General features: G+C 49.5%; 16 protein-coding genes. 6 read left to right on the top strand and 10 right to left on the bottom strand.

Annotation, left to right across the window (positions count from 1 at the left end):
- Positions 1 to 63: 63 nt before the first annotated feature.
- Positions 64 to 963 carry a helix-turn-helix domain-containing protein gene (locus E0E47_RS12785; RefSeq protein WP_004329302.1) on the top strand — a complete coding sequence of 300 codons (900 nt, stop codon included), beginning with the start codon at positions 64 to 66 and terminating at the stop codon, positions 961 to 963.
- Between the two features lie 47 nt (positions 964 to 1,010).
- Here the strand turns inward: E0E47_RS12785 and E0E47_RS17375 are convergent, their stop codons facing one another.
- A complete protein-coding gene (locus E0E47_RS17375; RefSeq protein WP_004329303.1) occupies positions 1,011 to 1,160 on the bottom strand; it encodes a hypothetical protein in 150 nt (49 codons plus the stop codon).
- An 86-nt stretch (positions 1,161 to 1,246) separates the two neighbouring features.
- Between E0E47_RS17375 and E0E47_RS12780 the strand changes: the two genes are divergently transcribed.
- Positions 1,247 to 1,882 (top strand): helix-turn-helix domain-containing protein, encoded by a 636-nt coding sequence (locus E0E47_RS12780; protein WP_224201639.1) that lies wholly within the window; start codon positions 1,247 to 1,249, stop codon positions 1,880 to 1,882.
- Positions 1,883 to 1,903: 21 nt separating this feature from the next.
- Here the strand turns inward: E0E47_RS12780 and E0E47_RS12775 are convergent, their stop codons facing one another.
- The 6 genes from E0E47_RS12775 to E0E47_RS12750 all read right to left on the bottom strand — a co-directional run bounded on the left by E0E47_RS12775 (position 1,904) and on the right by E0E47_RS12750 (position 7,678).
- The gene (locus E0E47_RS12775; RefSeq protein ID WP_007560543.1) at positions 1,904 to 2,851 is read right to left on the bottom strand and encodes a relaxase/mobilization nuclease domain-containing protein; all 948 of its coding nucleotides are present in this window, start codon (positions 2,849 to 2,851) and stop codon (positions 1,904 to 1,906) included.
- A complete protein-coding gene (locus tag E0E47_RS12770) occupies positions 2,848 to 3,213 on the bottom strand; it encodes a MobC family plasmid mobilization relaxosome protein (RefSeq protein ID WP_004329306.1) in 366 nt (121 codons plus the stop codon). Before E0E47_RS12770 ends, E0E47_RS12775 begins: the two co-directional genes overlap by 4 nt.
- 176 nt (positions 3,214 to 3,389) lie before the next feature.
- Positions 3,390 to 4,328, bottom strand: a complete 939-nt coding sequence (locus E0E47_RS12765; protein ID WP_130893891.1) for a toprim domain-containing protein — start codon at positions 4,326 to 4,328, stop codon at positions 3,390 to 3,392.
- Positions 4,329 to 4,585: 257 nt separating this feature from the next.
- Entirely contained in the window at positions 4,586 to 5,791 is a 1,206-nt protein-coding gene (locus E0E47_RS12760; protein WP_004328112.1) for a primase-helicase family protein, read from the bottom strand.
- A 277-nt stretch (positions 5,792 to 6,068) separates the two neighbouring features.
- On the bottom strand, positions 6,069 to 6,458 hold the full coding sequence (locus E0E47_RS12755; protein WP_004328110.1) for a virulence RhuM family protein: 390 nt from the start codon (positions 6,456 to 6,458) through the stop codon (positions 6,069 to 6,071).
- Entirely contained in the window at positions 6,455 to 7,678 is a 1,224-nt protein-coding gene (locus tag E0E47_RS12750; RefSeq protein ID WP_130893890.1) for a site-specific integrase, read from the bottom strand. Before E0E47_RS12750 ends, E0E47_RS12755 begins: the two co-directional genes overlap by 4 nt.
- Before the next feature lie 289 nt (positions 7,679 to 7,967).
- On the opposite strand from E0E47_RS12750, the gene E0E47_RS12745 reads away from it, so the two are divergent.
- The 4 genes from E0E47_RS12745 to E0E47_RS12730 all read left to right on the top strand — a co-directional run bounded on the left by E0E47_RS12745 (position 7,968) and on the right by E0E47_RS12730 (position 23,405).
- Positions 7,968 to 11,936 carry a hybrid sensor histidine kinase/response regulator transcription factor gene (locus E0E47_RS12745; protein WP_130893889.1) on the top strand — a complete coding sequence of 1,323 codons (3,969 nt, stop codon included), beginning with the start codon at positions 7,968 to 7,970 and terminating at the stop codon, positions 11,934 to 11,936.
- A 129-nt stretch (positions 11,937 to 12,065) separates the two neighbouring features.
- Positions 12,066 to 16,430: a family 78 glycoside hydrolase catalytic domain gene (locus tag E0E47_RS12740; protein WP_232038434.1), complete on the top strand. Its 4,365-nt coding sequence runs from the start codon at positions 12,066 to 12,068 to the stop codon at positions 16,428 to 16,430.
- Between the two features lie 271 nt (positions 16,431 to 16,701).
- Entirely contained in the window at positions 16,702 to 19,503 is a 2,802-nt protein-coding gene (locus E0E47_RS12735; RefSeq protein WP_130893888.1) for a LamG-like jellyroll fold domain-containing protein, read from the top strand.
- Positions 19,504 to 19,730: 227 nt separating this feature from the next.
- The gene (locus E0E47_RS12730; protein ID WP_172604709.1) at positions 19,731 to 23,405 is read left to right on the top strand and encodes a hypothetical protein; all 3,675 of its coding nucleotides are present in this window, start codon (positions 19,731 to 19,733) and stop codon (positions 23,403 to 23,405) included.
- A gap of 80 nt (positions 23,406 to 23,485) precedes the next feature.
- Here the strand turns inward: E0E47_RS12730 and E0E47_RS12725 are convergent, their stop codons facing one another.
- The 3 genes from E0E47_RS12725 to E0E47_RS12715 form a co-directional block, all read right to left on the bottom strand.
- Positions 23,486 to 24,181, bottom strand: a complete 696-nt coding sequence (locus E0E47_RS12725) for an LrgB family protein (RefSeq protein ID WP_021980152.1) — start codon at positions 24,179 to 24,181, stop codon at positions 23,486 to 23,488.
- Positions 24,162 to 24,512: a CidA/LrgA family protein gene (locus E0E47_RS12720; RefSeq protein WP_008616919.1), complete on the bottom strand. Its 351-nt coding sequence runs from the start codon at positions 24,510 to 24,512 to the stop codon at positions 24,162 to 24,164. The genes E0E47_RS12725 and E0E47_RS12720 overlap by 20 nt, the downstream gene beginning before the upstream one ends.
- Positions 24,513 to 24,637: 125 nt before the next feature.
- Positions 24,638 to 25,978 carry a hypothetical protein gene (locus E0E47_RS12715; protein WP_130893886.1) on the bottom strand — a complete coding sequence of 447 codons (1,341 nt, stop codon included), beginning with the start codon at positions 25,976 to 25,978 and terminating at the stop codon, positions 24,638 to 24,640.
- Positions 25,979 to 26,264: the final 286 nt, after the last annotated feature.

Here is a 26,264-nt window from a genome sequence, read left to right as displayed (position 1 = left end):
AAAAAACGGCAATTATGCCATTTTGATAAATGAAATTATTATCTTTGCAAAAACGACAAGGATATGGACGAGATAATCAACCCTGATCGACTGGTCAGCGTACCGTTCAACAAGACACGCTGCGGCGTGGATTTTTACATCAATACTGCCATAAACAAGGACATCGGACTTGTGCTGACAGAAAACAAGCGGTTTAAGACAGACTTCTTCAGCTTCTACTTTTTCCGTAAGGCAAACGGATATTTGCTACTGAACTTCCGCAAGATTGAACTGCGCGACGGCATGGTTCTCCTGCTTTCACCCCATCAGCAACAAGAGTGGCATGTAGATGAGACGGCGTTGGATTACACGTTCCTTATATTCCGCGAAGATTTCATGCGTACTTTTATCGCCGACAAGTTCTTCGTTTTTCGCCTTTTGTATTGTTACCAGACAGATACGCCGCCTTACATCAATGCCACACATGACGAAATGAAGGAATATATGCGGCTGCTCGGAAAGATTAAGTATGAGCTGATGAATCCAGTGTCCGATACGTACAATATCATTGTTTCCTTACTATATTATCTTTTGCTGATTATCAATCGTACATACGCTGCCGCCTATTGCTTGCCCGCTGAAATTGCTAAAAACAATTTCGCTTTTCGGTTCAAGGACTTGTTGGAACAGAATATCCGCACCCACCAGCGGGTGCAGGAATATGCAGACATGCTTCATGTCAGTCGCATCACACTCAATAACTCAGTAAAAGCCCAATTCGGAGTATCAGCTACCCATTTGATAAAACAACGTCTGCTTGAGGAACTGAAGAACGAATTGCTATTCTCCAACCGCACTGTCAGTGAAATGGCGGATGATTTCAATTTCTCTGATCCGAGCCATCTCATGCGCTTCTTCAAACAGCAAACAGGCAAAACATTTACTCAGTACATGACGGATTACAATAAAGGCATATACGAATAACTTCTTAATATAGTCGATAGCGGCTATCGAAATATGGTTGTTGATGTTCAGGCGTTTTTGTACTGCATGAACCATTTTACGATTTCTGGATCTTCGTGCGAGCCGAGTAAGAAAGGCTTGTCGGTATCCAGCGTCTTTATCCGTGCCATGTCGTCGGCCGACAGGGTGAAGTCTAATATGTCGAGATTCTGCTTCATGCGTTCCGGTTTCACAGACTTAGGAATAATTATGCACACTGATATTTATCGCGCCCGGACAGGTGTTCGGTGCGGAAGATGACGGCATGCAGTTCCAACCAGATGGCTACCTGCTTATGTTCCATCCCGACCTGCTGCGGAATACACCTCTCGGGCGGATAATGCGTGAATATTCGTTCTTTTCCTACGAGACAAACGAGGCATTGCACCTTAGTGTGGAAGAACGGCAAATCATCATGGATTGCTTCCACAAGATTCAATATGAATTGAACCATCCGATACACCGTCACAGCAAGAACCTCATCACAGACAGCATCAAGACGTTCCTTGATTACTGCACACGTTTCTATGACCGCCAGTTCATCACACGCGACAACCAAAACCGAGACATCCTCGCAAGATTTGAGCGGTTGCTTGACGAATACTTCCATGATGGGGCTGCTAAACGGATAGGCTTGCCCACTGTACAGTATTGTGCAGACAAGCTCTGCCTCTCGCCCAACTATTTCAGTGATTTATTGAAAAAAGAAACAGGTTCAACCGCCCTGCATTTCATTCATGACAAGTCTATTGAAATAGCCAAGACGGAACTTGCATCTACAGACGACACCGTTAATGAAATCGCCTATAATCTCGGTTTTCAGTACCCGCAACATTTTACCCGACTGTTCAAGAAAGAGGTAGGTTACACTCCGAATGAATATAGAGCGCAAGTGTCGTGAGAATTGGATTAGTACAGAATATTAGAACCCAACACCTCTCTTGCGCTTAACTTTCTTCCTTCTGCGAAGTATATCCACCATTTCCTGATTGGCTTCCGCATCAGCAGCGTTATAAGATGAGCCACTGCTTTTTAGCAATCCCCAAGAGCCGTTGAACAACTCGCTTTGTGCCGTGCCGGACGGTGCGCTTGGTGTAGCCGTTTCATATATTCCGGCTGTTATTCCCATACGTTCCCTGCATCTGTTGTGCTGCAAAGCCGCGTCAATCTTGGAATAACTGAAACGCCTGTCCACTTTGGAGCCGTTGAAATGGTAGCCATTCATGGAGAATACAACACCCTGTACCTCGCTGGTCTGCCCCTTATGCTTGAAATGTACTTCCACTCCCTGCCGTTTCAGGTTGGCGATAAGCACGTTCCAGTTGCCGCATCTGCCGACTTCCATTTTGATGATGTCGTAAAGCGCATATTTCGTCCTGTCTGGCTCTTTCAGGCGGTTGCGTTTGACATTGTCCTTTCCGCCAGCCATATGCAAGCCGTATTTCAAGGTCAATTCCTTGCAGATGCGGGTACTGCGCAGACGCTCGTGCCTGTCCGATATGGTATTGCCGTTGTTGTCTATGCGGTTGAAAGCAATATGCACGTGCGGATGCTCCTTGTCGAAATGCTGGGCGATGAAGAACTGCGTATTCTTGATTCCCATCCGTTCCATATATTCAAGCGCGATGCCTGCCATGATACGGTTCGTCAGCCGTAACTCATCCTCTTTGGAAAAACTCAACGCGATATGTCCGACAGGTTTTGTCACCTTATCGTTCATCCGTGACTGGGCATTGAAACTCATGGCGATAGTTTCCAGATTTTCCATAAACAAGCCTTCGCTTGCTACTATCTGCGTATCCTTCTTCTTGTCGATGATGTAATCCACCACACCCTTGAAGTCGCTTCCTTTTACGATTTTCGCCATCATATCCCTATCTTGGTTATAAGTTCATGAATCCTTGCCACTGCCACCTTGCAGTCCCACCGTTCATCGTGGAAGCCTCCGGCGTTTGCCTTACGCGCAAGCTGGTTGAGATTGTTAGCCATGCCGCAGAGTTGGCGGATGTATCCGGCATGTTCCTCCGACAGCCGTTCTTTCACATGACCGTTACGGAAACATTCCCTCATGTACTCGCTTGGTGATACGCCCGCCTCATGCGATCGTGTCAGCAGGCGGAAGTAGTCGGCTGCCGTCATTTTCACTGCGATACGGTATTTCAGTTTCTCGGTTGCTTCCTTCTTGGGGCGACCTCCCTTGTTGCGTTCCTTGTGTTCCTTTGTCTGTTCCATATTTTATTCCTTTTAATTCGGTTACTGATTCAACTGTATAGACCGACGGGATGCCACCTCCTGCAATTTGGATGGTGGGTGGCAAGCGGTTTCGGTACACCCGAAACACAAACTTGCTACCTCCCAATCCTTAAGGAATGAGTTTCGGGCATCTCCCGTTTTTCTCATTCGGGATGTCATAATCCCAACCCTTTCTTCTTGGGTTTTACGATAGTTCTTGGCGGTGGACTAACGGCTAATTTCTGCCGGATTCCACGCAGGTAATCGTTCAGGTCTTTATGCCCTTTGTAGTTGTCGGAGAAGTCGCGGATGCGTCCGGCGAACTTCCTTTCCAATTCCCGATACGCCTTTCTTCCCGCCTCGTCATTGTCGAGCATGCAGTGGATACGTCCATACCCGTGCAGCACATCTATAGCTTTGGAAACATTGGCGGTCGAATTGAGGATGACGTAATCCTGCCTGTCAAGGTCGGGCAAGTTCGAGCAGTTCCTCTTCCGCAACGTGAGGAATGAAAGATAGTCCATCATGCCCTCGAATACAAGGCATTTCTCTCTCGCTTCTCCCTGTTGCCGAATATGGCTGATGTCTTTGGGTGCGACACAGCCTTTGAAAAAACGGTTACGCACTTCAAATCCTCCCGCCACATTCGGAAAACCGATGGCGAAATAGGGCTTGCCGTTATGGGTGAAGTGGAGCTCTTTACATTGCGCCTTTGCCAAAGCGATGTTTATGCCCCGTTCCTGCAAGTATCGGAGCAATGCCGGATGGGTGAGTTCGCCCACCTCCAAATGTTGGAAACTCGGTTCGGATGCCTGCTGGCGAAAAGAGAAAGATATGGGACGGATGTGTGGTGCCTGTTCCGCTATCTTGCCAAGCAGATAAGGCACATGGTCGGATGCGTACAGTACCCCTGCAAGTGCGATGATGTTACCACCTCTTCCCAGTCCATAATCGAACCACAGGTTGCGGTCGGTGTTCACCTTGAACGAGGCTTCCGTTTCCTGACGGAACGAGGATTTATACCACAGGCAGTTTCCCTGTTGCTTTACGGGCGAATAACCCAAACTTTGCAGATAGTCCGCAATTTTGATTTGTTTTGCTTCTTGGATGTTCATGATATAATTTCTATGGATTTGATGATGACTGTAAAAACGTTGATTTGATGAATGAGATATGTATTGTCCTATACGTTAATGCTTTATATTCTCAACATCTTCTCAACAAACCACTCACAAATAGAGAATCCAACAAACTGATGCTGTTTCCCTCTCAACTTTTCTTTTCGATTGTTGAGAATTTGTTGAGAGTGTATGCTGTTTATTATCAGTATGGTTATATCATTATTCATCAATTCAACAAAAAAAGAATAGTATTACAGGGATTCAAGTTGTTCCCTTGTGACGGTGTAGAAACGACCGACTCTTTTTATCGGCTCATATCGGCACTCCCGATTGTAATTGAATTGGTAAGTGGTATATGTAAGCCCGTTAGAGGCAGGAGTAAGTTTCCAACATTCCTGCAATACCTTTCTGACTTGGTGCTTCTCCACCTTTACCTGCGAATGTACCAGCAAAAGAAGAATGTCGTTGTGGCAGAACGAGAATGTGTCCGTGCCGACACTTTCCATAATGTCAAGGATAAGTTCGCACATCTCTATCTCCAATCGGTTGCGGTTGCTGCGGATAATCTTCTGCAAGGCTTCGGTATGCAGCAAAGAGGGCGCAAACCACATACGGCTTTCCTTTTCGGTGGAAAGTTGTCTGTATTGCAGGTAATACAGAAAGGCAGGTATCTCAGCTTTCAGCTTTTGCAGGAAGTCTGTGTCATCGGATTGCAGACGGTCTATCTTGCGCACCCAATAGCGTGTTTCACCTGCATCAATGATAACAGGCAGATACTCGTTGTTGGAGCATAGCACGAACTTGGCAAAGAACGCTATCTCGTCACGGTCTTTGCCTTTGGCTTCCACCTTGTAGGAAAGTGTGGTGCTGAGGTTCTTCAACCGCTCGCTGTCCTCCCTGCGGTTGAGCAATACCTCGTCCACCACGATGAGCAGTTTTCCTGCCCAGTCGGAATTGAACTGGCTGCGGAAGTCCTCGTTGGTATTGAAAGTGACATTGTTTTGAAACACAGCTTTCAGGAAGTTCAGGAATGTACTCTTGCCCGTGTTGCGTTCTTCTGATACCAACAGCAGGATAGGCAGTTTCTGCACGGGTTGCAGGTAGAGCAATTGAAGATAGTCCATGCCCAATTCATACTGTTCACCGAAGATATGGCGCACCAATGACCGGATACAGGGAAACTCGCCTTGTTGCGGACGGTGTCCTATCGGCTCGTAGAGGTTCAGGAACTTGTCCACCACGGGACGGTAGTCCACATGGTCGGGGACGGTGCAGAAGCCGTCGTACTTCGGCACGGTGGCGAGATAGTCCTTGCCGTAGTCCTGCCGCAGTGTTTCGTTGTTCCACACGATGCGCTTCTTCACATAGCCTCCGTTCAGACGGGGCTGGTTCACTAACTTGTAGAGGGTAGTACCCACACGGATAAACTCCTCATTTTCAAAGTTGCCTTGTTTCATTAGCACTTCATTTTTTTGTTTAATCAGTGCAAAACTCGGCAATTAGCGCAGAACGGATTAACAACTCACGCATACCTCACGTAAGATTTTCTTGGATTTGGCTTTATGACATACAACAAAAGCCCGAAGAAATGCCATTCTAATGGATTTTTCTTCGGGTTTGTCGTAATCGTACGTATGAATGGCAATACACCTATTCACATACTCGTATAAATACATTGTTGGCAATGGGAATACGCATAGGTCTCACTACTTCATGTCGTCATATCATTAGAACTTATGCCTGATAATTAGACATATCCCAACCATTTATACCCAGCGAAAAGAAGATATTTGTTTTCTCTTTTCGCAAGTACAGCCTTTTAAATATGGCATTGCGCACCTGTTCCGCACCGAAGCTGTCAATGCGGAAAGCAAGTGCGACTATCATCGGAAAGCTGAACACATCGGCATGATACCCGTTCTCCTGCCGAACATACTTCTGTACCTCGTATTCTTTTAATGCTCCACTGTTATAGATGTTTCTGATGGCAGAACGAAGTGTCGGAGCAATTACTCCGAACAGTTCCACCAATTCCGGCTCGCTCATCCAAATGTTTGAGACATTCTCCGGCATGATGATATTGCCGGATTCATTCACTGTTATGCTGTTTCTTCTCATACTCATGACATCGTTATTCCGTTAAACGTCTTACTCAGTTTGTCGCCGAACATGGTCAGGTCGTTGTCGAGCTTCTGCGTGGTTATCTTTGCGTAGAGTTGGGTCGTGACTATATTCGTATGTCCCAACACACGGCTTACGCTTTCAATGGGCATCCCCTTGCTCAAAGCTAATGTTGCGAAGCCATGACGACTGCAATGAAATGATATTGACTTGGTTATGCCACATTCCCTTATCATCCGTTTCAACGGTTTGCAGATAGACCAATAGTTCAAGCCGGGGAATATACGATTGTCTTTCTGCATCGGTCGGTAGCGTTCGACTATCTGCAAGGGTATATCCAGCAGCTTCACTTGGAAGGCGACTTTTGTCTTGTGGCGTTTGGACAATATCCACTTCTCGCCGTTCACCTCCACGATGTTGTCATTCGTCAGTTCCTGAATGTCCACGAATGACAAGGCGGTGAAACTGGCAAAGATGAAAATGTCACGGATGTATGCGAGCTTGCTGTCTGCAAACTCATGTGTCATGACCGCTTTCAGTTCATCCTCCGTCAGATATTCCCGTTCTTTCACATTGGGGCTGATATGAAACTGGATGAAAGGATTGCGCGGTATCAACCCGTTATAATGCGCTTTCATGACCACGCCTTTCAGCCACATACAGTTTGCCCATATCGAACCGTTCCGCAATCCGGCTTCAGTCGAGAGGTATGCGGCGAACTCCTTGATGAAATCGGGAGTAAGTTCCAACATGGACATATCGCTGCGTCTGTAAAACGACTTGATAAAGGCGGCTACATGGTTTCTTGCCCGTACACGTGCCCGATAGGTAGCCATTACCCTGTCTTTGCCTACCCGTTTCTTGAACACTTCGTTCTCACGGTCGAATGCTTTTAGCAGCGTCTCATACTCGCTGCCGATTCCCTGATAGGCGTTGCGCACCATCTCAGCCGTAACAAATGCCTCGCGGTCTGAAATGCGCTGGTAATGTTTGATGATTTGCGCCTTGATGTTGTCAAGGGCAAGGTTGATGTCTCGTGCCTCGCGGCTCTTGCTTTTCGCCTTGTTTCCTTTCACGTCCCAAAGCGTTTTCGGGATGTTCTGCTTACAACTGAACTGCGCCACAGTCCCGTTGATTGTCACTCGTCCCATGATGGGGACAATACCGTTTTTCTCCTTGCTGCCGTTCACGTAGAACAGAACCTTGAATGTGCTTCTTGCCATACTCGTTTTTTGTTTGCAAAGTTATTACTCAACGAGTTAGACCTTGATATGCCAACCTGTGCCACAAGCTGCCAAATACAACACGGTGTGTTAAAAATCACCATTCGGCGGGTAATGATTTGGAGACCGTTCTTCTTCATAAATCCGCTTTCCTTTACGTTACCTCGATTTTTCGCCTGTCCTCATTTGTCTTCGCAAACGCCTTATTGACAGGCATTACGAAGACATTTGTCCCTTTTTATTCGTCTTTTCCAGAGATTTTTCGTAACTTTGTACAAATTAATCCTACATGAAAAGCCGCGATTCCATATTCCTCACGCTCCTGTGGTCCGGATTGTTCCTTTCGTTCTTTACCCTGCACGCACGGGATTACTCGGCCACGCCCCTTCCGTTTGCCTCTTCGCTTCCCTCAAGAGAAATCACCTCCCTTCATCAAGACCGCGAAGGCATGATATGGATTGGCACAACCCATGGTGTAGCACGTTATGACGGATACGAAACCATAGTGTTCAAATCTGATCCCTTACATCCCGACCTACTGACGGACAACTCCATTACGTTGATTACCGACACGGAACACCGCGTATTCATCGGTACACAAAACGGACTGAACCTGTTCGACAAACAAACATGGAAATGGATGCCCGTCCTGAATGGAGCGTTCTGTCATACGGAAATCAAATATGTGTACACTGACAAAAAACAGCAGTTATGGATTGCCACGGCACAAGCCTTGTACCGATGCGACGAACAATTGCATATCCTTCGACGATATGACCTGAAAGCCGCCGTCACCTCCATCTATGAAGACCACGCCCAACACTTATGGATATTGACCTGGGGCAAAGGTTTGTTCCGATGGGATGCTGAAAAAGACCATCTCACCGGCTATCCGGCCATAGGAAACGCCAACATACCTTTTGTCTTGTTTCAAGATCGCGACGAACATTATTGGTTAGGCACATGGGGCGACGGGCTTTTCCGTTTTTATCCCGAACGGAACGGAGCGGACATGTACGAACACCAAGACGTGGCAGACGACATTTTCTTCGATATAGAACAAGACGGGCACAACGGACAACTCTGGATGCTTTCCTATAATGCTTTGCACATATTCAACCGTCCCACAGACGGCATATTGCATTTCTCGTCCGCATCTGTCCCTTTCGACCGCAACCGGATGTTTTCCACTCTATTGAGAGACCGGGAAGGAGACCTTTGGTTAGGAGCATTCGACGCAGGCTACCATATATCTTTCTGTCCGGAAGAGCTATCGGGGCACAGTTTGCCTTTCATCAAGGAAACATTAGGATTTGATACCAACATCAACTGCATGTACGAAGATGAGGGCGGTGTACTATGGTTCAATCAAGAACGCAACGGCATCGGGCTGTACGCCCCGGATAGCGGGACCTACAACCTCCATCCCTATTCCCAAAAGAGGAATGTGGAAGTCAATCTCATCGCCCGTTCCCGGTTTCCCAACACGGTATGGATCGCCTCAGCTTTTGTCCCGACCGTGTTCCGGGCACAACGTCAGGGTATGGACATTCGCTTCACCGATACGCTGCTTTTAGCCCACGACGGGGCAGAAACCGGCCATGTCACCGGAATACTTGAAGACCCGGCAGGCCGTTTATGGGTCATGACAGAAAGGAAACTGTTCGTATTCAAACCGGACGGCCATCCTCTCACCGCAGTCACAAACCTCCCCGGAAACGTCAATGCCCTTTGCGAAGACCAACAAGGCCGGCTATGGATAAGCGATGCTACCGGCAGGCTCTCTTGCATGCATACCTATCCCACAGGAATCCGCCCCACAACCCGCTATAAACTACCCTTGTCCCCGCACGACCGCATCCGGCACCTTTGCTGCGACAGCACCGGACACATCTGGATGGCTACGGAACTGGGCTGCCTCTACAGTTTCTATCCAAAGGCTTCCAAATGGTCGGACCATACCTTGTCCGGTTTGCCTGACATGTCACCGGTGCTCCATTTGGAAGCCATCGGTAAAGACTTATGGCTTGTCACGCCGAGTGCCGTCATCCGGTATGACCCAGAGAAGCGTACCCGGCATACTTACAACACACAAGACAAGCATGTTCCCGTATATGCCTTCCGCAACAACGCATCGTGTACAGGACATAAAAAACTGTTATACGCCGGAGGCCATGGAGGATTCATCGCCATACGTACCGACAAACCGCAACCGGAAGTAAAGCCGGACAAGATATTTCTCACGGACTTACGTATCGAAGACAGAAGCATGCAGACCGACCCTTGCGAAGGATTTTCATGGAACAACGGACTGATTGCCTTGCCACCGGAAGCCTCCCGCATCGAATTCCGTTTTTCCTCCCTTACATATTCTTCTTCCGGAAACATCCGCATAGCATACCGGCTTGCCGACCTGGACCGGAACCCCATACAACTCAGAGCCGGTGTACACACGGCTTTCTACGACCGCCTGCCTAAAGGAACCTATACATTAGAGGTTTGGGGCATGGACGAAAACGGGCACACTACAGGTCCAAGCACCATTTATACCGTTGTCAAACGCCCCCGATGGTTTGAAACCTGGACAGCTTATACAGCCTATGCCGTCATGTTTCTTGTCTTGTGCGTATGCGGTTTCCGTCTTTACGCCAAACACCTGCGCAAAAAGAACGCACAACTGTTACGCGAAGAAATCGCCCGGACAAAGTTGGAATACTTCACCAACGTTTCCCACGAACTGCTCACTCCGCTCACCGTCCTGTCCTGCCTGACCGATGAAATCGAACAAAACAGCCCCTCCGGTTCCCCTATAACCCGTGGCCTGCGCGACAATATCCTCCGCCTGAAAAAGCTCATCCGTCAAGTACTCGACTTCCGGAAAGCCGAACAGAAAAGCCTGTCCTTGCAGGCAAGCTACGGTGATGTGGCGGCTTTTATACGCCACATTGCACAAACGGACTTCACATTACTGGCCCGCAAAAAAGAGATTGACTTTAACCTGGACATCTTCCCTGAGGACATTTACGGTTTCTACGATGCGGACAAATTGGAAGAAATGGTATTCAATCTTCTTTCCAATGCCGTCAAGTACACACCATCCCGCCATAACGTCGGCATACGGCTACGTACTGCAAAGAAAGACGATGGCAAGCACTTACGGTTGGAAGTATGGGATGAAGGCATCGGCATCTCCGCCCAAGAACAAACCAAAGTATTCACCCGATTCTACCGCTCCCCTCAAGCCAACGGAACCGAATCGAATGGCATCGGGCTGTCCCTGACACGAGAATTAGTCTACCTGCACCACGGCACATTGGACTTGCAAAGCACACCAGGCAAAGGCAGCCGTTTTACCATCGATCTGCCGTTAGAAGAAACTGCCTACCAACCAGAAGAAATCTGCCAGCCACCGATGGTGAACCATCCGGATACCGATACAACACGACCGTCAACCGACGGACTCGCACATTCTCCGTCCGCAAGGCTGTGTCCGACCATACTTATCGTGGACGACAACGCTGAAATCACCGATTCCATCGGGCGTTTAATCGGACAACGCTACCACATCATAACAGCCCACGACGCAAGACTGGCATTCTCTCGGCTCCAAGACCAAAATATAGACCTGATGGTGTGTGACCTGAAGATGCCTGGCACAGACGGACTGACACTCTGCCGAGAGGTGAAGAACGACCTGTCCACTAGCCATATTCCCGTCATCATCCTCACGGCACAAGCCACGGACGACACCCATGCGGCCTGCTACGAAGCCGGAGCGGACGGTTACCTGACCAAACCTTTTGACATTCGCGTACTCACCACCCGCATCGACAACCTGCTCCTGCAATACCGCCAACGCAGCCGACAGTTCCTTCACGCACCGGATACAGACTGCGATGTCCTACCTTACCAGAACCGGGACAAGACCTTTCTGGAAAACATGGTGAAGACCGTAGAAAGCCATTTCACGGACAGCGACTTCAATCTGGACTACCTCGCCGCAGAAGTCAAGCTGTCCAAATCAACCATGAACCGCAAACTCAAAGCCATGACCGGGCTTACCCCGATGGATTTCGTAAAGAATATCCGTCTCCGGTCGGCTTGCCGCCTGCTACGGCAAGCCGACATGACCGTGTCCGAAGTGGCCTATGCCGTAGGCTTCAACGACCCGAAGTATTTTGCCAAGTGTTTCAAGGAGGAATACGGCCAAACGCCCAGACAGTTCCAAGACAGGCCGGACATGGGAAATCGGGCATGACAAGTGCGTATCTCCCTTGAAAAATACGCTTTGCCGCGATTTTCCACCCTTTTGGCAATCTGTTACACCTGTCTTTGCCCGGATTCCATTAGCTTTGCCCCCGAAAACATTTTTAGATATAATGATATCATGAAACAAGACAAAGACCAACGCCGGACATCTCCCGGCACATTCTTTCCGGAGCATACCCCAAAACGCCCGACAATGAACCGAATGCAAGACCGCACACGATCTTTTTCGTTGTTCCGCCATACCGTTTTATGGTGTGCCATCGGCCTTTTGGGCATGCACTCCACCTATGCCATGGAAGTGGAAAGACTACGTACGGAAGCCGTGAAAAACCCTATAGGTATCGATGTGGAAAAACCTATGTTCAGTTGGATGATGGACGCAGACAATGAACGGGGCATCCGGCAAACTGCCTATGAAATCTCCGTATTCACCGATGCCACCCACAGCGAACAGGTATGGACCTCCGGCCGAATCGAATCCGATTGCCAGATAGACGTGCCTTATGACGGCAACCCATTGTCTCCTTCCACCCGTTACTATTGGACTGTGACCGTATGGGACAACAAAGGACGTGAATCTACTTCGTCCGAAGAAGCATATTTTGAAACCGGACTGCTCGGCAGCGGATGGGATGGCGCACGTTGGATCAAAGCGACCGACACGCCACTGGCTACATCCGAAAACGCCATCACGCACTATTCCGTAGAGGCGGATTTCGAAATCGACAACCTTTCCGCAGGAATCATCTTTGCCTCGAATGCCGAACACAGCCATTACTATATGTGGCAAGTGAACCTCGAAGCCGGTTATCCCCGTTTCCGCCCACACATCTGGCGCGGCCCCGACCTCGCGGACGCGACCTGCCTGGCAGAGATAGACCTTCGCCCGTTCATCGACGTGCAACTGCATAAGTCCTACCATCTGCGCATCGAAGTGGACGGTGACGTGGCGCGTTCGTACATCGACGACGTATTGATTGACACCCGAACGAATCCCGACGGTGGAGATTACGGATACGGCACGGTGGGCATCCGCCAGGACCGCGCCCTAAACAATTACAATGATACGGAACGTGCTTATTTCGACAACTTTACCGTAACCGATTTAGAGGGAGAGAGTCCAAAAATATTGCTTCACGAAGACTTCTCAGACGAAAACAACCCTTTTACCACAGGACAAATCAAGAACGGACGCCTGTTCATCGAAGCCTCCTATTCCTGGTACAATCCCATGAACACTCCAACGGTATATGCACTCGATTTGGATTTCCTCATCGAGCGTGACAACGCAGGCATAATCTTTTCAGGCTACGACACGGACAATTTCCACCTGTGGGGCATCAATGTGCGCGACAAAGAAACACCGTTCTTGCGCCGCCACGTGAAAACAAACGGTGCGTTCAGCTCCAACGATGCCGATTTAGGCAAGTTTTTCACTAAGGCCGAACTCACCGGCTCGCTCCACCATCTGACCCTCAAGGTGAATGGCACGACTGTGGAGACCTATATCGACGGGACACTTGTGGACACCTATACCGACACGTCCGGCCGGTTAAAAAACGGCCTGATTGGCTTCCGCACCTATCACGACTTGACCATGGACGAGATGGCGTATTATGACAACATCAAAGTGACCACCTACGACGAAGAGGACGGCACGCAAGGTACCGTGACTTTCTCCGAAGATTTCGAAGGAGCCGGAATGGCATTCAGCGACGGTACCGTGATAACGAAGAAAGGCAGCAAAATGCTGTGCGTACACTCCACTTACGAAGAGACTTGTGCCATGCAGACCGGTACAGAAAAGGGCATCCCTCTTTTCCGCAAGGCTTTCACTGCAAAAAGCACGGTGAAATCGGCTAAAATCTACGCATCCGCTCTTGGGGTATTCGATTTGTTCATTAACGGAAAGCGCGTCGGACAAGACGGTACGACCATGTATGATGAACTGAAACCGGGCTGGACCGACTACCGGAAAGAAATCAACTACATGACCTACGATGTGACCCCTCTTATACAAGAAGGCGAAAACGCAGTCGGCGCACAAGTGAGTAACGGCTGGTGGGGCGGAGCCATCGCACATGGCATGTACGGTTCCCCCTCGCTCGGGTTCATCGCCAAACTAAGGCTTGAATACGAAGACGGCACGATAGAAAACATCGTAACCGGAACGGACTGGAGCTGTTCTTACTGCGGCCCCGTCATTTCAGGAGACATCTACAACGGCGAGACGTATGACGCACGCCGCGAAAGCGACTGGAGCATGCCGGAATATGATACCTCCGAATGGTTCGCCACAGCTGAAAACACAGAATTCAACGGAGAAATCACAGCCTTCTGCGGCCCCACGGTCAAGGTGCGCGACTTCTTGCGCCGCACGCCCCAGACCATCACCGTATATGAAGGCACGAAAGCCTCCGGCACCACTTACGGCACCATCAATGTGGTCCGTACATTGGAAGGCACGGAAACCCTCCGGCTGAAAGCCGGTGAAACCGCCCTTTTCGACCTCGGACAAAACATGACGGGATGGATACGGTTCACGACCAAAGGAGAACGCGGCACGAAGCTCCGCTTCAAGTTCGGGGAAATGCTGAACGACACGGGAGCAGCCGACCGCGCCAATGACGGACCGGGCGGAAGCCTCTACACTTACAATCTCCGCACGGCGGAAGCCACACTCCACTACACGCTGAAAGGAACGGAAGAGGGCGAGACATTCCAACCCTCCACCACTTTCTTCGGCTTCCGTTACTGCGAAGTAACAACCACCTCGGATGTGGAAATCAGCAAACTTACGGGAGAATTCGTCGGTTCCGACCTCGAAGAACTGGCTACTTTTGAAACCAGCCATCCGGACATAAACCAACTTTACAGCAACATCATCTGGAGCCAACGCGACAATTTCCTGAGCGTGCCCACCGACTGCCCGCAGCGCGACGAACGCCTCGGTTGGACGGGCGACACACAAGTGTTCGCACGTGCGGCTTCCTATAATACGGACACACGTGCCTTCTACCGTAAATGGTTGAATGACCTGCGCCAAAGCCAACGCGAAGACGGGGCATATCCGGAAATCGCACCGTTCTGCAACTTCTGGGGCTTCGGTAACTCAGGATGGGCCGATGCCGGAGTCATCGTACCTTGGACCGTCTATCTCATGACCGACGACCAAAGTGTACTGAGCGAAAGCTACGCTTCCATGAGCCTCTACATGGATTGGCTCTCCACACAAAGCGGAGGAGGCTTCAAGTACAACGGTGCCGGTACGGCCACAGGCGACTGGCTCTCTTACGAGACCACGGACGGACGCTACGTCAGCGTATGCTATTATGCCTACGTGGCCCAACTGATGAGCAAGATTTCAGGAGTGCTGAGCGAGGCACAGGCCGACCGTTTCTATTTGGATTCACTGAAATACAGCACTCTCTACGAAAACATCAAGGAAGAATTCCAACACAGGTATCTCAATTCCGACGGCCTGCCCAACATATCCACGCAAGCCTCTTACCTGATGGCCTTGAAGTTCGGCCTGTTACCCGAAACCGCCATAGGGAAAGCCCGCGAAGTGCTGCGCAAAAAAATCACAGACAACGGTTACAAACTGAGCACCGGATTCCTCGGCACGAGCATCCTAAACCAGACACTCAGCGCGGAAGGCATGGATGACTTGGCCTACGACCTGCTGCTGCAACGCGAGAACCCATCGTGGCTGTACAGCGTAGACCAAGGAGCCACGACTATTTGGGAACGTTGGGACTCCTACACCAAGGAAGGCGGGTTCAACAAGCACCCGTGGATCATGAACTCCTTCAACCATTACTCCTACGGTGTGGTGTCGGAATGGATGTTCCGTTACGTGGGCGGCATCGAGGCAGACGAAACACAACCCGGATTCAAACACATCATCCTGCAACCCACTCCGGACTTCAGGACGGCATTCCCCACCGGACAAAAACGCATCACGCAGGCCAAGGCATCTCATCTGTCCGGATACGGGCGTATCAGCAGTGAATGGCAATACAAAGAGGACGGACGCATCAGCTATACGGCCACCGTACCGGCCAACACTACAGCCACACTCTATCTGCCCCTAATGGAAAAGACAGACAACATCACTGAAAGTGGAAAAGACCTGAAAGAAGCAGAAGGCGTGGACTTCAAAGGCATAGTAGACGGAAAGGCCGTGATAGAACTGCAATCGGGCACCTACCAGTTCGACATGGAAAAGGGAAGCCCCGACCGTGTGGAAGAAAGTACGTCCCCAAACTTACGCATACATCCCAACCCCTTCTGTGACAGGCTCCATCTTTCTTGCAGCGAAGACATCCGCTATGCCAGTGTCACGGCTTGCAACGGGCAAATCCTGTATCGCCAGCACCGTGGTGGGAACATCGACACGTCTGCTTGGGCACCCGGCATCTACGTGGTGAGGGTGGACACGCCGGAACACAGCTACACCGAAAAGGCTATCAAGAAATAAAATGACAACCGAAAAGAAAAGCACTTCCTTATAACGCTCTGTATACCAACATAATGAAACAAGCAAATCGTTTGGCTTAGATTGATTTTCCATTCTGCGCCAAACGATTTTTCAATCTCCTGAGATTGATTTCCCGTTTGGCGCAGAATGATTTTCGGACGAGGCTTTCCTTTACAATGCTTTCCATTCCCCCATAAAAAAACGGCCATTCGCTTGCCTAAATCAGCAAAAATCTTTTTCTTTGCCACAGCAATCCAATATACTTCAATCAATGAAAGACAAAACATTACACCTGATTTCAATCCTGTTAGCCGGGTGCAGCACATTCCCGGCCCTCGCACAAAATTTCAGCTCAAGCAGCAACCTGAAACCCCAACCCACGGCAGACCGCGTCGTACCCTTCCGGCTTTCGGACAAGGGCATCACCCATAAATATGTGGAATGGGGGGCAGACATTGCATGGCTTGATGAAAACAACCTGCGACGCAGTGCCGCCTTCATGGGCAAGGACAACCTTGACGTGGTACGCACATCCTTCCAACCGGACCTGCCCATCGTGGACGGAAAAATGCAACAGGGGACAATCGACACACTGCAAATGCGCGTCAACATGTTCAAATGGGTCAAACCCGATGTCAAACTCATGATTAATTGTGACGCGCCTTTCATGAGCACTTATTACACGGACGAGAACGGAGCCAACGCCGCCCATTGGGCAGAAATCATAGACCTTTCCACCCAATATTACCAAGATGCCGGTTACGAGGTCGTCTCTGTCGCCCCGTTCAACGAACCGGATTACCTGTACAACAACCAAGGTTCACCCAATGAGGCAAAACGAAAAGCCGAGTTTGCCGCAATCATCACGGAATTAAAGCAAAAAGAACGTTTCAATAATATCCGCATGTGTGGCGGAAACACGCTGAACTCCGACCAGGCCTTGCCGTGGTACAATTACTTGAAAGACCAACTGGATGAGGGAAACACGCACCAACTGGCCGGAAGTTTCGACAACTTCGCCCAATTCTTCACCACGGTGAGAGAAGACGGCAAACATGCCACCGGTGACGAGATGCACAACGTCATGGAAGCCATGGTAGGCTTGGAATACGGCATGCAAACCGGAATATGGTGGGGATGGGCAGAATACACACGTGGCGAGTTCTGCAAGGCGAGCCATGGTGAACGGTTGGCCTACGCGGAGCATCGTCCCAACTGGACGGCAGCGTCGGTCTACCGTGCACCGGACGGCAAGGTACAGGCGTTCGGCGGGACATCCGAACGGCAAGCCGTCACCACCTCCTACCGCTTCCTTTCTAAAGAGCGCGACGTGTTCTTCGACGGACACGGGCCGCAACGGGAATACGTCATGGAGCTTCCGGGCGGAGCACCGGGAAGTTACCAAGACGGGCAGACCAATGCCGAAACCGTGGTGAACATCACGTGGGGCGATGACGTGCAACCCGTAGTGGACGGCACCTACGCATTAATCAACAAAAGCAACCTAAAACTGTTGGACAACGACAACGGCTCCCTCACCTCATCCACTTATTCCACAGGCAAAAAGTCGTTGCAATGGCATGTAAATCCGGTAGACGCTCGCATCGGAGGTGCGTTCAGCTACCACCAGATTCTTTCGGGCACTTCAAACCAGACGCTCGACGTACTGAACTGGTCGATGGACGACGGCACGGAAATCATACTTTACCAAAACAACAAGGGCACTAACCAACAATGGTACTTGGAATATGCAGGCGACGGATGGTTCCGCATCCGCAACCGCAACAGTTCGCTGTGCCTCAAGACATCAGGCAACAAAATCGTACAGGCCGAACCAGACGAAGAAAGCGCAGCGCAACTCTGGCGCTTCATCCCGACCGGCATCCGTCCGCGCATCCGCGACATCGATGCTCCCACCGGCCTGAAAGCCGAAATCCGCGCATCCTCCGTACTCCTGACATGGGAAAAGGCAGACGCCACAGCCCCGACCTACACCGTGCTGCGTTCGGAAAATCCGGAGGAGGGTTATGAAATCATCGCACGCTACGTGGAGGACACGGCTTTTGTGGACAACAAAGCCGAAGAGGGAAAGACATATTATTACACCGTCAAGACTGTGGATGCTTCGATGAATACTTCCCCGGCATCCTTGACCGTAAGCGCAAGCGTAGCCCCGACGGATGCCCTCTTCGCACGCTATGAATTTGAAGAAAACCTCCACGACACGACCCTTAACATCCGCCACGGGGTCATGCCGGAAGATGGTGTGTACACCGAAGGAAAATCCGGCCAATACGCTTTGGCTCTGGACGGTTCTGGCCAGTACGTGCAACTGCCGACCAACGTGGCCGACCATGAGGAAACCACCATTTCAACGTGGGTGTACTGGCAAGGCGGCAACAGTTGGCAGCGCGTGTTTGACTTCGGAAACGGGGAAGACGAATATATGTTCCTCACCGTGCGTTCGGATGACGGCCGGATACGGTTTGCCGTCAAAAACGGTGGAGACGAACAGCAATTAGACGGCGAACGAATCACGCCATACCGCAAGGAATGGATACATCTGGCCGTCACGATAGGAAAAGATGAAGTTTGCCTCTATTTGAACGGAGCACTTATGGCTTCTTCAAAAGACATGACCTTGCGCCCTTCCGACTTCCACCCGTTGCTGAACTACATCGGGCGCAGCCAGTCTGCAGCCGACCCGTTGTTCAACGGCAGTATCGACGACTTCCGTATATACGATTATGCTTTAAGTGCTGAAGACATCAAGAAGCTCGCAGACGGCACCACCCGTATCTGCGGCACGCCGAAAGACGAGCCAGGCGCGTTCGACGTAGGTCCGTTGCCTGCCGACCGCCGCCTCGACGTGCGTTACTTGTTGGACAACGGTCCGGAAAGAGTGGACTTCCACATTTACGACCTGCAAGGCAACATGCAACTTACCCAAAGAGGCACGAACGGAGCCACGACTTCATTCGATGTCAGCGGACTTCCTGACGGCATGTATATCCTGAAAGCCCGGTGCGGACAGGCGAACGACAGCAGGAAATTTACGGTACGGCATCCTTAACGTGGATGCGCACGACCACACCCTAAACCGTCCCGGAAAACAGTTCCCTTGTTTTCCGGGACGGTTCCGTTTATGGAGCGGGAACTATTCGTGGAATACGCTCAATGCAAAAAAATACAAAAGTTTGCAAAAACGGGGGGGGGGGTAAACGGGATTATCGTATATTTGACACCGTTTCCGGAAGGAAATAGAGAATATTGATATTATTAACTTAATTTCTGTCCAAAATGAAAAACAGATTACTTGCCTTAATGGCACTTTGCGGTGCGACTTCGTCAACACTTCCCTTGTGGGCCGCATGGGATGATCCCGTACTACAATTCACAGAACCGAACTTAGCTACCGATGGTACCGGAGGCGGGGTGTTCTACATCTACCACGTAGCCACACAAAAGTTCATGGCCGCCGGACAACCACACGGCACACGTCTTGTAGTAGCAGACGATGGACAAGAAGTAACCCTAAGTTACGGGCAAGACTATGAATTGAGCCGCCGTGCGGAGAGTGACCCTGAATACTCGGAAGCCTACGGTTGGCGCTTAAGTATGATGAAAGCTCCCTCCAACGGAGGTTTCCATGAGTTGTTCAACGATGCAGCCGCCAGCATTTGGGTAGACCACAACAAACAGGGACATATCTTATGGAAGATTGTGGCACAGGACAAGGCCAACAAGGTCTACCGCATAAAGATGATAGATGAAGACAAGCTTTATGGCACGGAAGCAAACGACGGCTTGTACGCCAATGCCTACATGGGAATAGACGAAGGAAAGCTTGAAGTGTCCCCGTCCATCGACACATCCACTTCCGGACATGAAACTGCCAGCTTGGATTGGAAGTTCGTGGATTCCGAGGTATATACGGTCTATAAAGCCAAGAAAGAATTGCAAACTCAACTGAATGCCGCTGACGAGGCCGGATTCAGCGATTATGCAAAGTATGCCGAGATTTATAATAAGGCTAACGCCACGGCTGAAGAAGTCGAAGAAGCAGCCAAAGCCTTAAAGCAAGACATCGTAAACTGGAAGAGTTCGGAAGCCACACCGGACAAACCCGTAGAATTCACTAACGCCATCGCTAATAATTCGTTTGCTGACGGGAACAACGGTTGGAATGTAGTGGGAAGCATCGGACATCAAAGCGGAACGAGCTACGAGACTGCCGACAACAAATACAAAATGGATCACTTCTCCGAAAAATGGGTGACTTCTGCCAACAACGGCAACCTTTCGGGCAATCCGATGGATATCTCCCAAACTTTGGAAAACATGCCTGTGGGAAAATACCGCCTCACGGCCAACACCATCGGATACTGGCAAGGCGACTGGCAAAATACCGTGCCCCATGGGGTCTACGTCTTTGCCGAGAACAACGGGACGGAATACCGTGCCGAAGCACACACCATCGAATTCGGTGGAATCAGAGGTACTGAAGCCCCTGCTGAAGGCATTCCTTCTCCGCGCAATGTAATCTTGGAATTCTTCGCTCTGGAAGGCTCAATTAAAGTAGGCTTCAAGACCGTCAACACAAACTGCAACTGGGTGGGCGTGGACAATTTCAAGCTCGAATATCTGGGTCTGGTCGAAGGCGGCATGGCAGAAGAACTGAACAAGGTCATCACCAAAGCCGAAGAACTAAAAGCAAAATATGACACCAACCAAGAAAAATACTCAATAGCCGGAGAGGAAAAGTTCACCAAGATGCTCCAAGCCGCTAAAGATGCGGCCTCCAACCCGGAAGTCGATGACAAGACCTTGGGCATGTTACTCACTACGGTACAAACCGGCATGGACACGCTGACTGCTGATGTGAACGCCTACAAGACCTTGAACCAAAAAATTTTGGATTTGTCAAATGCATGGGACAACGGAGTATATGTAGATTTAGACCTCCCCGATTACGAGCAATTCCTCATAGATTTGGAAACGGCACGGGATGGCAGGACATTCAATCCCGCCGAAGTAGACAGCATACAACCGCGCGCCGACCGGATTTGGATGTCGGGAATAAAGAAGGCCTTACTAAATGGGGATACCGACAATGTGACTGGGATAATGAATAATCCCGGTTTTACGGGCAGCAAGGACGGGTGGAAATACGACTTCGTGTCTGGTGACAACAAGTTCAACTATGGCTATAACATGGGTGAAGTTTATCAAACGGTTTGTGACGTATACCAGGAGTTGGAGGGCTTGCCCAATGGCACGTATGAAGTCACTTTGCAAGGGTTCTACCGCCCGACATGGAATGGCACCTGCGCATCCGCATGGGGCCTGGAAGGCGATACCACGAATGACATTTTGGCTTATGCTTTCGGCAACAACACAAAAGCCAAGCTATGCCACCCGTTTGAATGCGTACAAGACACCAATACCGTGAACAATTGCGAGCAGTTGACAGCCGGTGGAGCGGAACTTGAAGGAAAGTGGACTCCCAATGGCATGGCCAGTGCTGCAGCCATCATGGAAGCCAACCCCGATGCTTATAAGCTCTCTTTCAAATGTTATGTGGAAGATGACGGGAAACTCCGTGTGGGAATAACCATTCCACAGGCCGGATTAGCCGGATATTGGGCTTTGTTTGACAACTTCCAAATCAAATACGCCGGAGCTGATGACATGAGCGGTGCCGTTTCTACCATCAACGCCCTGATTGCAGAAGCCACTGATTTGCTTAACAACGAAGAAGCCCTGACCACAGAAGAAGCCAAACAAACACTGGGCGCAGCCATCGAAGCTGCCAACAATGCCATAGCTGAAGGCTTGACCCTCGAAACCTACAAAGCACAAAACGAAGCTTTGAACGCTGCCATCAAGGGCGGACATGATGCTATGTCAGCAGCTTCCGCGTTCGAGACATTGGTAACAGAGCATATCAACAACTTCGACACGGGCGTATACGACCCATACTCGTCCAAAGCAGAATACGGTAAATTCCAAGACCTATTGTTGGATGAAATGGAACCGGCACTGGCACAAAGCCTGGAATCCATAAAATGGATTGAAGATGCCACCGTGAAAATCGACAAGGCTTACGCCACGATGGTAAGCACGGACATCGACTTCACCGGAGCTAGCATCAACGCGCCAGCCGATGTCACCGCAATGATACAAAGCCCGAGTTTCTCCGTTCCCGACCCGAACGACCCCTCCAAGGAACTCTCCTCCATCAAGGGATGGGTGACCACGGAAGGCAACAACGCCAACGCGACCGGTGCACAGAACTATGAGTTCTACGTGGGCAAGGGCGATGCAGACATCCACCAAGTACTGTATGCCTTACCCAAGGGATACTACCGTTTGGTTTATAACGGCTTTTACAGAGCCGGAGGAGCAGTGGAAGCCGCCGTTGCACACCGCGACAGCACGGATGCCCGGAATGCGAAAGTCTATGTAGAGGCCGGTGATGGTAAATGGAGCAAAGAACTGGCTTCCATTTTCGACCACGTAAACGAATACAAGTATGATGGCGGTGATTTCGCATTGGCTGACAGCCTCTTCCCTGAATCAGACAAACTTTACCACTTTGTGGTGAACAATGTGAACGGGACGAAAGCTGCATTCGACGAAGGATTGTACGAAGGTAACTTCTCATTCTACGTATCGGAGAACGGGCAACCTGTCACCATCGGAGTCAGCAAAAAAGAAGTAATTCCTAACGACTGGGCTATCTTTGACAATTTCCGCCTCTATTATTACGGTGACGGAGATGCTAACAAACCGGGAGACTTCACTTCTGCCATAGAAGATGCTGTTACCGACGGCAAGGCAAACGTAGTAAGCACAGCATGGTATACCATCAACGGCGTACGTGTAGATGAGCCGAAACAACGCGGTATCTATATTCGTCAGGATTTGATGAGCGACGGCACCAAGAAGTCAGTGAAAGTGATAGTCAAGTAACTTCTTGTTTAAGTTAATACAATGTTTTGTGATGAGCCGGTTCGAACCATGTGAATCGAACCGGCTCACTTTATCTCCTCTTAAACAATACCTAATAAATGCAACATCAAAGGCGTAAAAAGAGCCGTCAACAACCCGTTCAGAATCAATCCTAAGCTGGCATACGCCCCATAAATACGCCCGTATTCCATGGCACGCGATGTCCCGACGGCGTGCGAAGCCGTGCCCATGCTCAGGCTTTGGGCGATAGGGCTTTTCACCCTCCCTACCTGAAGAATCTTAAACCCGCATACCGCTCCGAACAGTCCGACCAACACGACAATGGCAGCCGTCAGGGAAGGAATACCGTTTAACGATTCCGTCACGGCCATCGCAATAGGAGTCGTGACCGACTTGGGCGCAAGGGAAATAATCACATCATCGGAGGCTCCCATCCATTTGGCGGTCAATACCACCGAAACAATGCCGACAAAACAGCCGACCAACTGGGAAACCAACACCGGCATCAGTTGCCGCCGGATGCTCTTGAGTTGCAGATACAAAGGCACACCCAAAGCCACAATGGCCGGTTTGAGCCAGAAGTCGATGATGGAAGCACTCCCGGCATACGTCTCGTACGAAATACCCGTAACTTTCAGGAAGCCTATCAAGGCCAATATGGCCAACAATATGGGATTCAGCACCACCCAGCCTGTACGCGCCTGCAAACGTTTGGCCAGAAAATACACGCCGAACGTCAGCGCGATAAGGAAAAAATCACTTTCTAAATACTCCATGTCTTCTTACCCATTGATGCACGTGCCCCGTGACGACTAGAACCAATACCGTACTGACCACCGTGGCCGTAAAAATCGGCCAGAACTCAGCGGCAATCACATCGAAATAAAGCATCAGGGCCACTCCCGGCGGAACGAAAAAGAACCCCATGTTGCTTACTAAGAAATCTGAGATACCCTTGACCCAACGCAGCTTTACCCATCCCATCTGCAAGAAGGCGGTCAGGAGAAGCATACCGATAATGCTGCCCGGCAATTTTACCCCCGTGGCCCACACCACGAAGTCGCCCAAAGCCAGACAGCCGAACAAAATCGTACATTGTTTTACCATGTCTACAATCTTTATAACCTTAAAACGCTAAAAAACTATATTCTTACTTACAAAAAGCCCTCGTGCGCCGCTCCCTCTCGAAACGACACACGAGGAATATTCTCAAAAGAGGCAAATATTACTCCTTAACGATTGATAATCAATTTTTCCGTAACTGTACCGCGAGTCGTTTTCTTCACCAAGATATAAATGCCACTCTTCTGTACGTACCCCTTTACATCTGCAATTTCTTCCGCAGACAAATCGCAAACTTTCACACCATCCAAAGCATAAAGCGTAGCCCCCAGAACCTCTCCGTCTGCCACAGCCGAAGAAACAGAAGAAGCATCATGCCACTTCGTAAACTTCAGAATGGAATTCAAATTAAAGCTTCCTTCCCTGTCCGCAATATAACGTTTCATACTAAGCGGACGGCCTTGCTCATCATACTCCCACTCCATCTTTTCTTTCGAAGAATACTCTACGCCTTCGTTTCCGATTTCTTCCCTTGAATTTTCAACCTCATCTCCCATTTCATTGAATACATGTGTCTCTTTCATAATAAAAAGGTCGCCGTAAGAGTTATCCCGGTCTTCCAACACATAGCTACCGTTGTCATCCGTATAGGTCAGCGTAACCACATCATCCAATATGTCTCCCGCTTTCATGGTCTGTGTCAGCGTTTTCTTGTCCTCGCTCACACTTCCGGTCAACACCAAGTCAAATGTCTCTCCGTCCTCAGTAACGGTTCCGGTAGCATTACAAATCCACGTACCACTCCCGAAATTTTCTGTCAAATCAATAGCATAAGCATTAAACGGAACCGCAGCATAAACCTCTTTTATATCGGTCACGTTCATCTCTGTCTTATAAAGGACTTCTCCGCCACCTCCATATTCTTCATACAAATTCCTCCATGAAGAAGGAACCTCACCGTTCCAGGTATAGATGTCCTCCATACGGAATTCACGGACATCCTCCACAGCCCGTGTCACACGCCCCGCCTGGTCCAACTCGATGATGTCATAATTTTCGTTCTCCAATTTCGTACGTACCCCTCCTTCCATCGTAGTACGTTGACGATATTCAAACGGGGTTTTCTCATGCGTTATGGCCGATTCCCGGTAATGATACTGGTCCAATAACACCGGATATCCCTTAGAATAGTCATAAGAGGATTTCTGAACATAAAAAGAGTCAACCTCTCCACTCATGGTATATACAGAAGAGGAAGAAACAATCTGCCCCTTTGCGTCATACTCATACCAATAATACGGCTCCTCAGAAACCTCTCCGTTATACACAGTATATTCCTCTGCCGACGCAGGCTGCACTCTTTCCACAGCCAAAACCGGACGAGCCTTCAGGATATTCTCTGTTCCCACTTTCATTTGCGCAGCTTTTCCTTTCTTCCGAATCAACTGTGCATTTACAGTCACAACGCCACACAATATGGCCATGCTAAAAAAAAGTAATCTTCCTTTCATACGCTTATTATTTAAATAATTGGTTGCAAAAATATCCCATAACCTCAAAATAAACAATAAACTTAGGATAAAAAAGTTTAATGCTTTGCTTTCTATTCATCCAATTGCCGTATATAACCTAACGCAATTATATTTCGTTGCACTTTTGACACATCACCATATTTTTCTCTGTTCCGCAGCGGAAAATATTAGATTTTGTTGAACATCAGACCGATTTTTCCGTAACTTTGGCTCATCAACTATTAGCATTGATATCATCATGAGAAGAAGACTACTATCACTTTAT

The organism is Paraprevotella xylaniphila YIT 11841, from assembly GCF_900683745.1.
Taxonomy (GTDB): Bacteria; Bacteroidota; Bacteroidia; order Bacteroidales; family Bacteroidaceae; genus Paraprevotella; species Paraprevotella xylaniphila.
Note: the sequence above shows the minus strand (reverse complement) of the source record. Positions and strands in the feature narration are given on the sequence as shown.

What these genes read in the sequence shown, in the direction of transcription:
- E0E47_RS12765 (WP_130893891.1), bottom strand. Translation starts at nt 4,328, where the DNA reads ATGAACATCCAAGAAGCAAAACAAATCAAAATTGCGGACTATCTGCAA.
- E0E47_RS12720 (WP_008616919.1), bottom strand. Translation starts at nt 24,512, where the DNA reads ATGGTAAAACAATGTACGATTTTGTTCGGCTGTCTGGCTTTGGGCGAC.
- E0E47_RS12770 (WP_004329306.1), bottom strand. Translation starts at nt 3,213, where the DNA reads ATGGAACAGACAAAGGAACACAAGGAACGCAACAAGGGAGGTCGCCCC.
- E0E47_RS12755 (WP_004328110.1), bottom strand. Translation starts at nt 6,458, where the DNA reads ATGAGTATGAGAAGAAACAGCATAACAGTGAATGAATCCGGCAATATC.
- E0E47_RS12715 (WP_130893886.1), bottom strand. Translation starts at nt 25,978, where the DNA reads ATGAAAGGAAGATTACTTTTTTTTAGCATGGCCATATTGTGTGGCGTT.
- E0E47_RS12735 (WP_130893888.1), top strand. Translation starts at nt 16,702, where the DNA reads ATGAAAGACAAAACATTACACCTGATTTCAATCCTGTTAGCCGGGTGC.
- E0E47_RS12785 (WP_004329302.1), top strand. Translation starts at nt 64, where the DNA reads ATGGACGAGATAATCAACCCTGATCGACTGGTCAGCGTACCGTTCAAC.
- E0E47_RS12760 (WP_004328112.1), bottom strand. Translation starts at nt 5,791, where the DNA reads ATGAAACAAGGCAACTTTGAAAATGAGGAGTTTATCCGTGTGGGTACT.
- E0E47_RS12750 (WP_130893890.1), bottom strand. Translation starts at nt 7,678, where the DNA reads ATGGCAAGAAGCACATTCAAGGTTCTGTTCTACGTGAACGGCAGCAAG.
- E0E47_RS12730 (WP_172604709.1), top strand. Translation starts at nt 19,731, where the DNA reads ATGAAAAACAGATTACTTGCCTTAATGGCACTTTGCGGTGCGACTTCG.
- E0E47_RS12745 (WP_130893889.1), top strand. Translation starts at nt 7,968, where the DNA reads ATGAAAAGCCGCGATTCCATATTCCTCACGCTCCTGTGGTCCGGATTG.
- E0E47_RS17375 (WP_004329303.1), bottom strand. Translation starts at nt 1,160, where the DNA reads ATGAAGCAGAATCTCGACATATTAGACTTCACCCTGTCGGCCGACGAC.
- E0E47_RS12725 (WP_021980152.1), bottom strand. Translation starts at nt 24,181, where the DNA reads ATGGAGTATTTAGAAAGTGATTTTTTCCTTATCGCGCTGACGTTCGGC.
- E0E47_RS12740 (WP_232038434.1), top strand. Translation starts at nt 12,066, where the DNA reads ATGAAACAAGACAAAGACCAACGCCGGACATCTCCCGGCACATTCTTT.
- E0E47_RS12775 (WP_007560543.1), bottom strand. Translation starts at nt 2,851, where the DNA reads ATGATGGCGAAAATCGTAAAAGGAAGCGACTTCAAGGGTGTGGTGGAT.
- E0E47_RS12780 (WP_224201639.1), top strand. Translation starts at nt 1,247, where the DNA reads ATGCAGTTCCAACCAGATGGCTACCTGCTTATGTTCCATCCCGACCTG.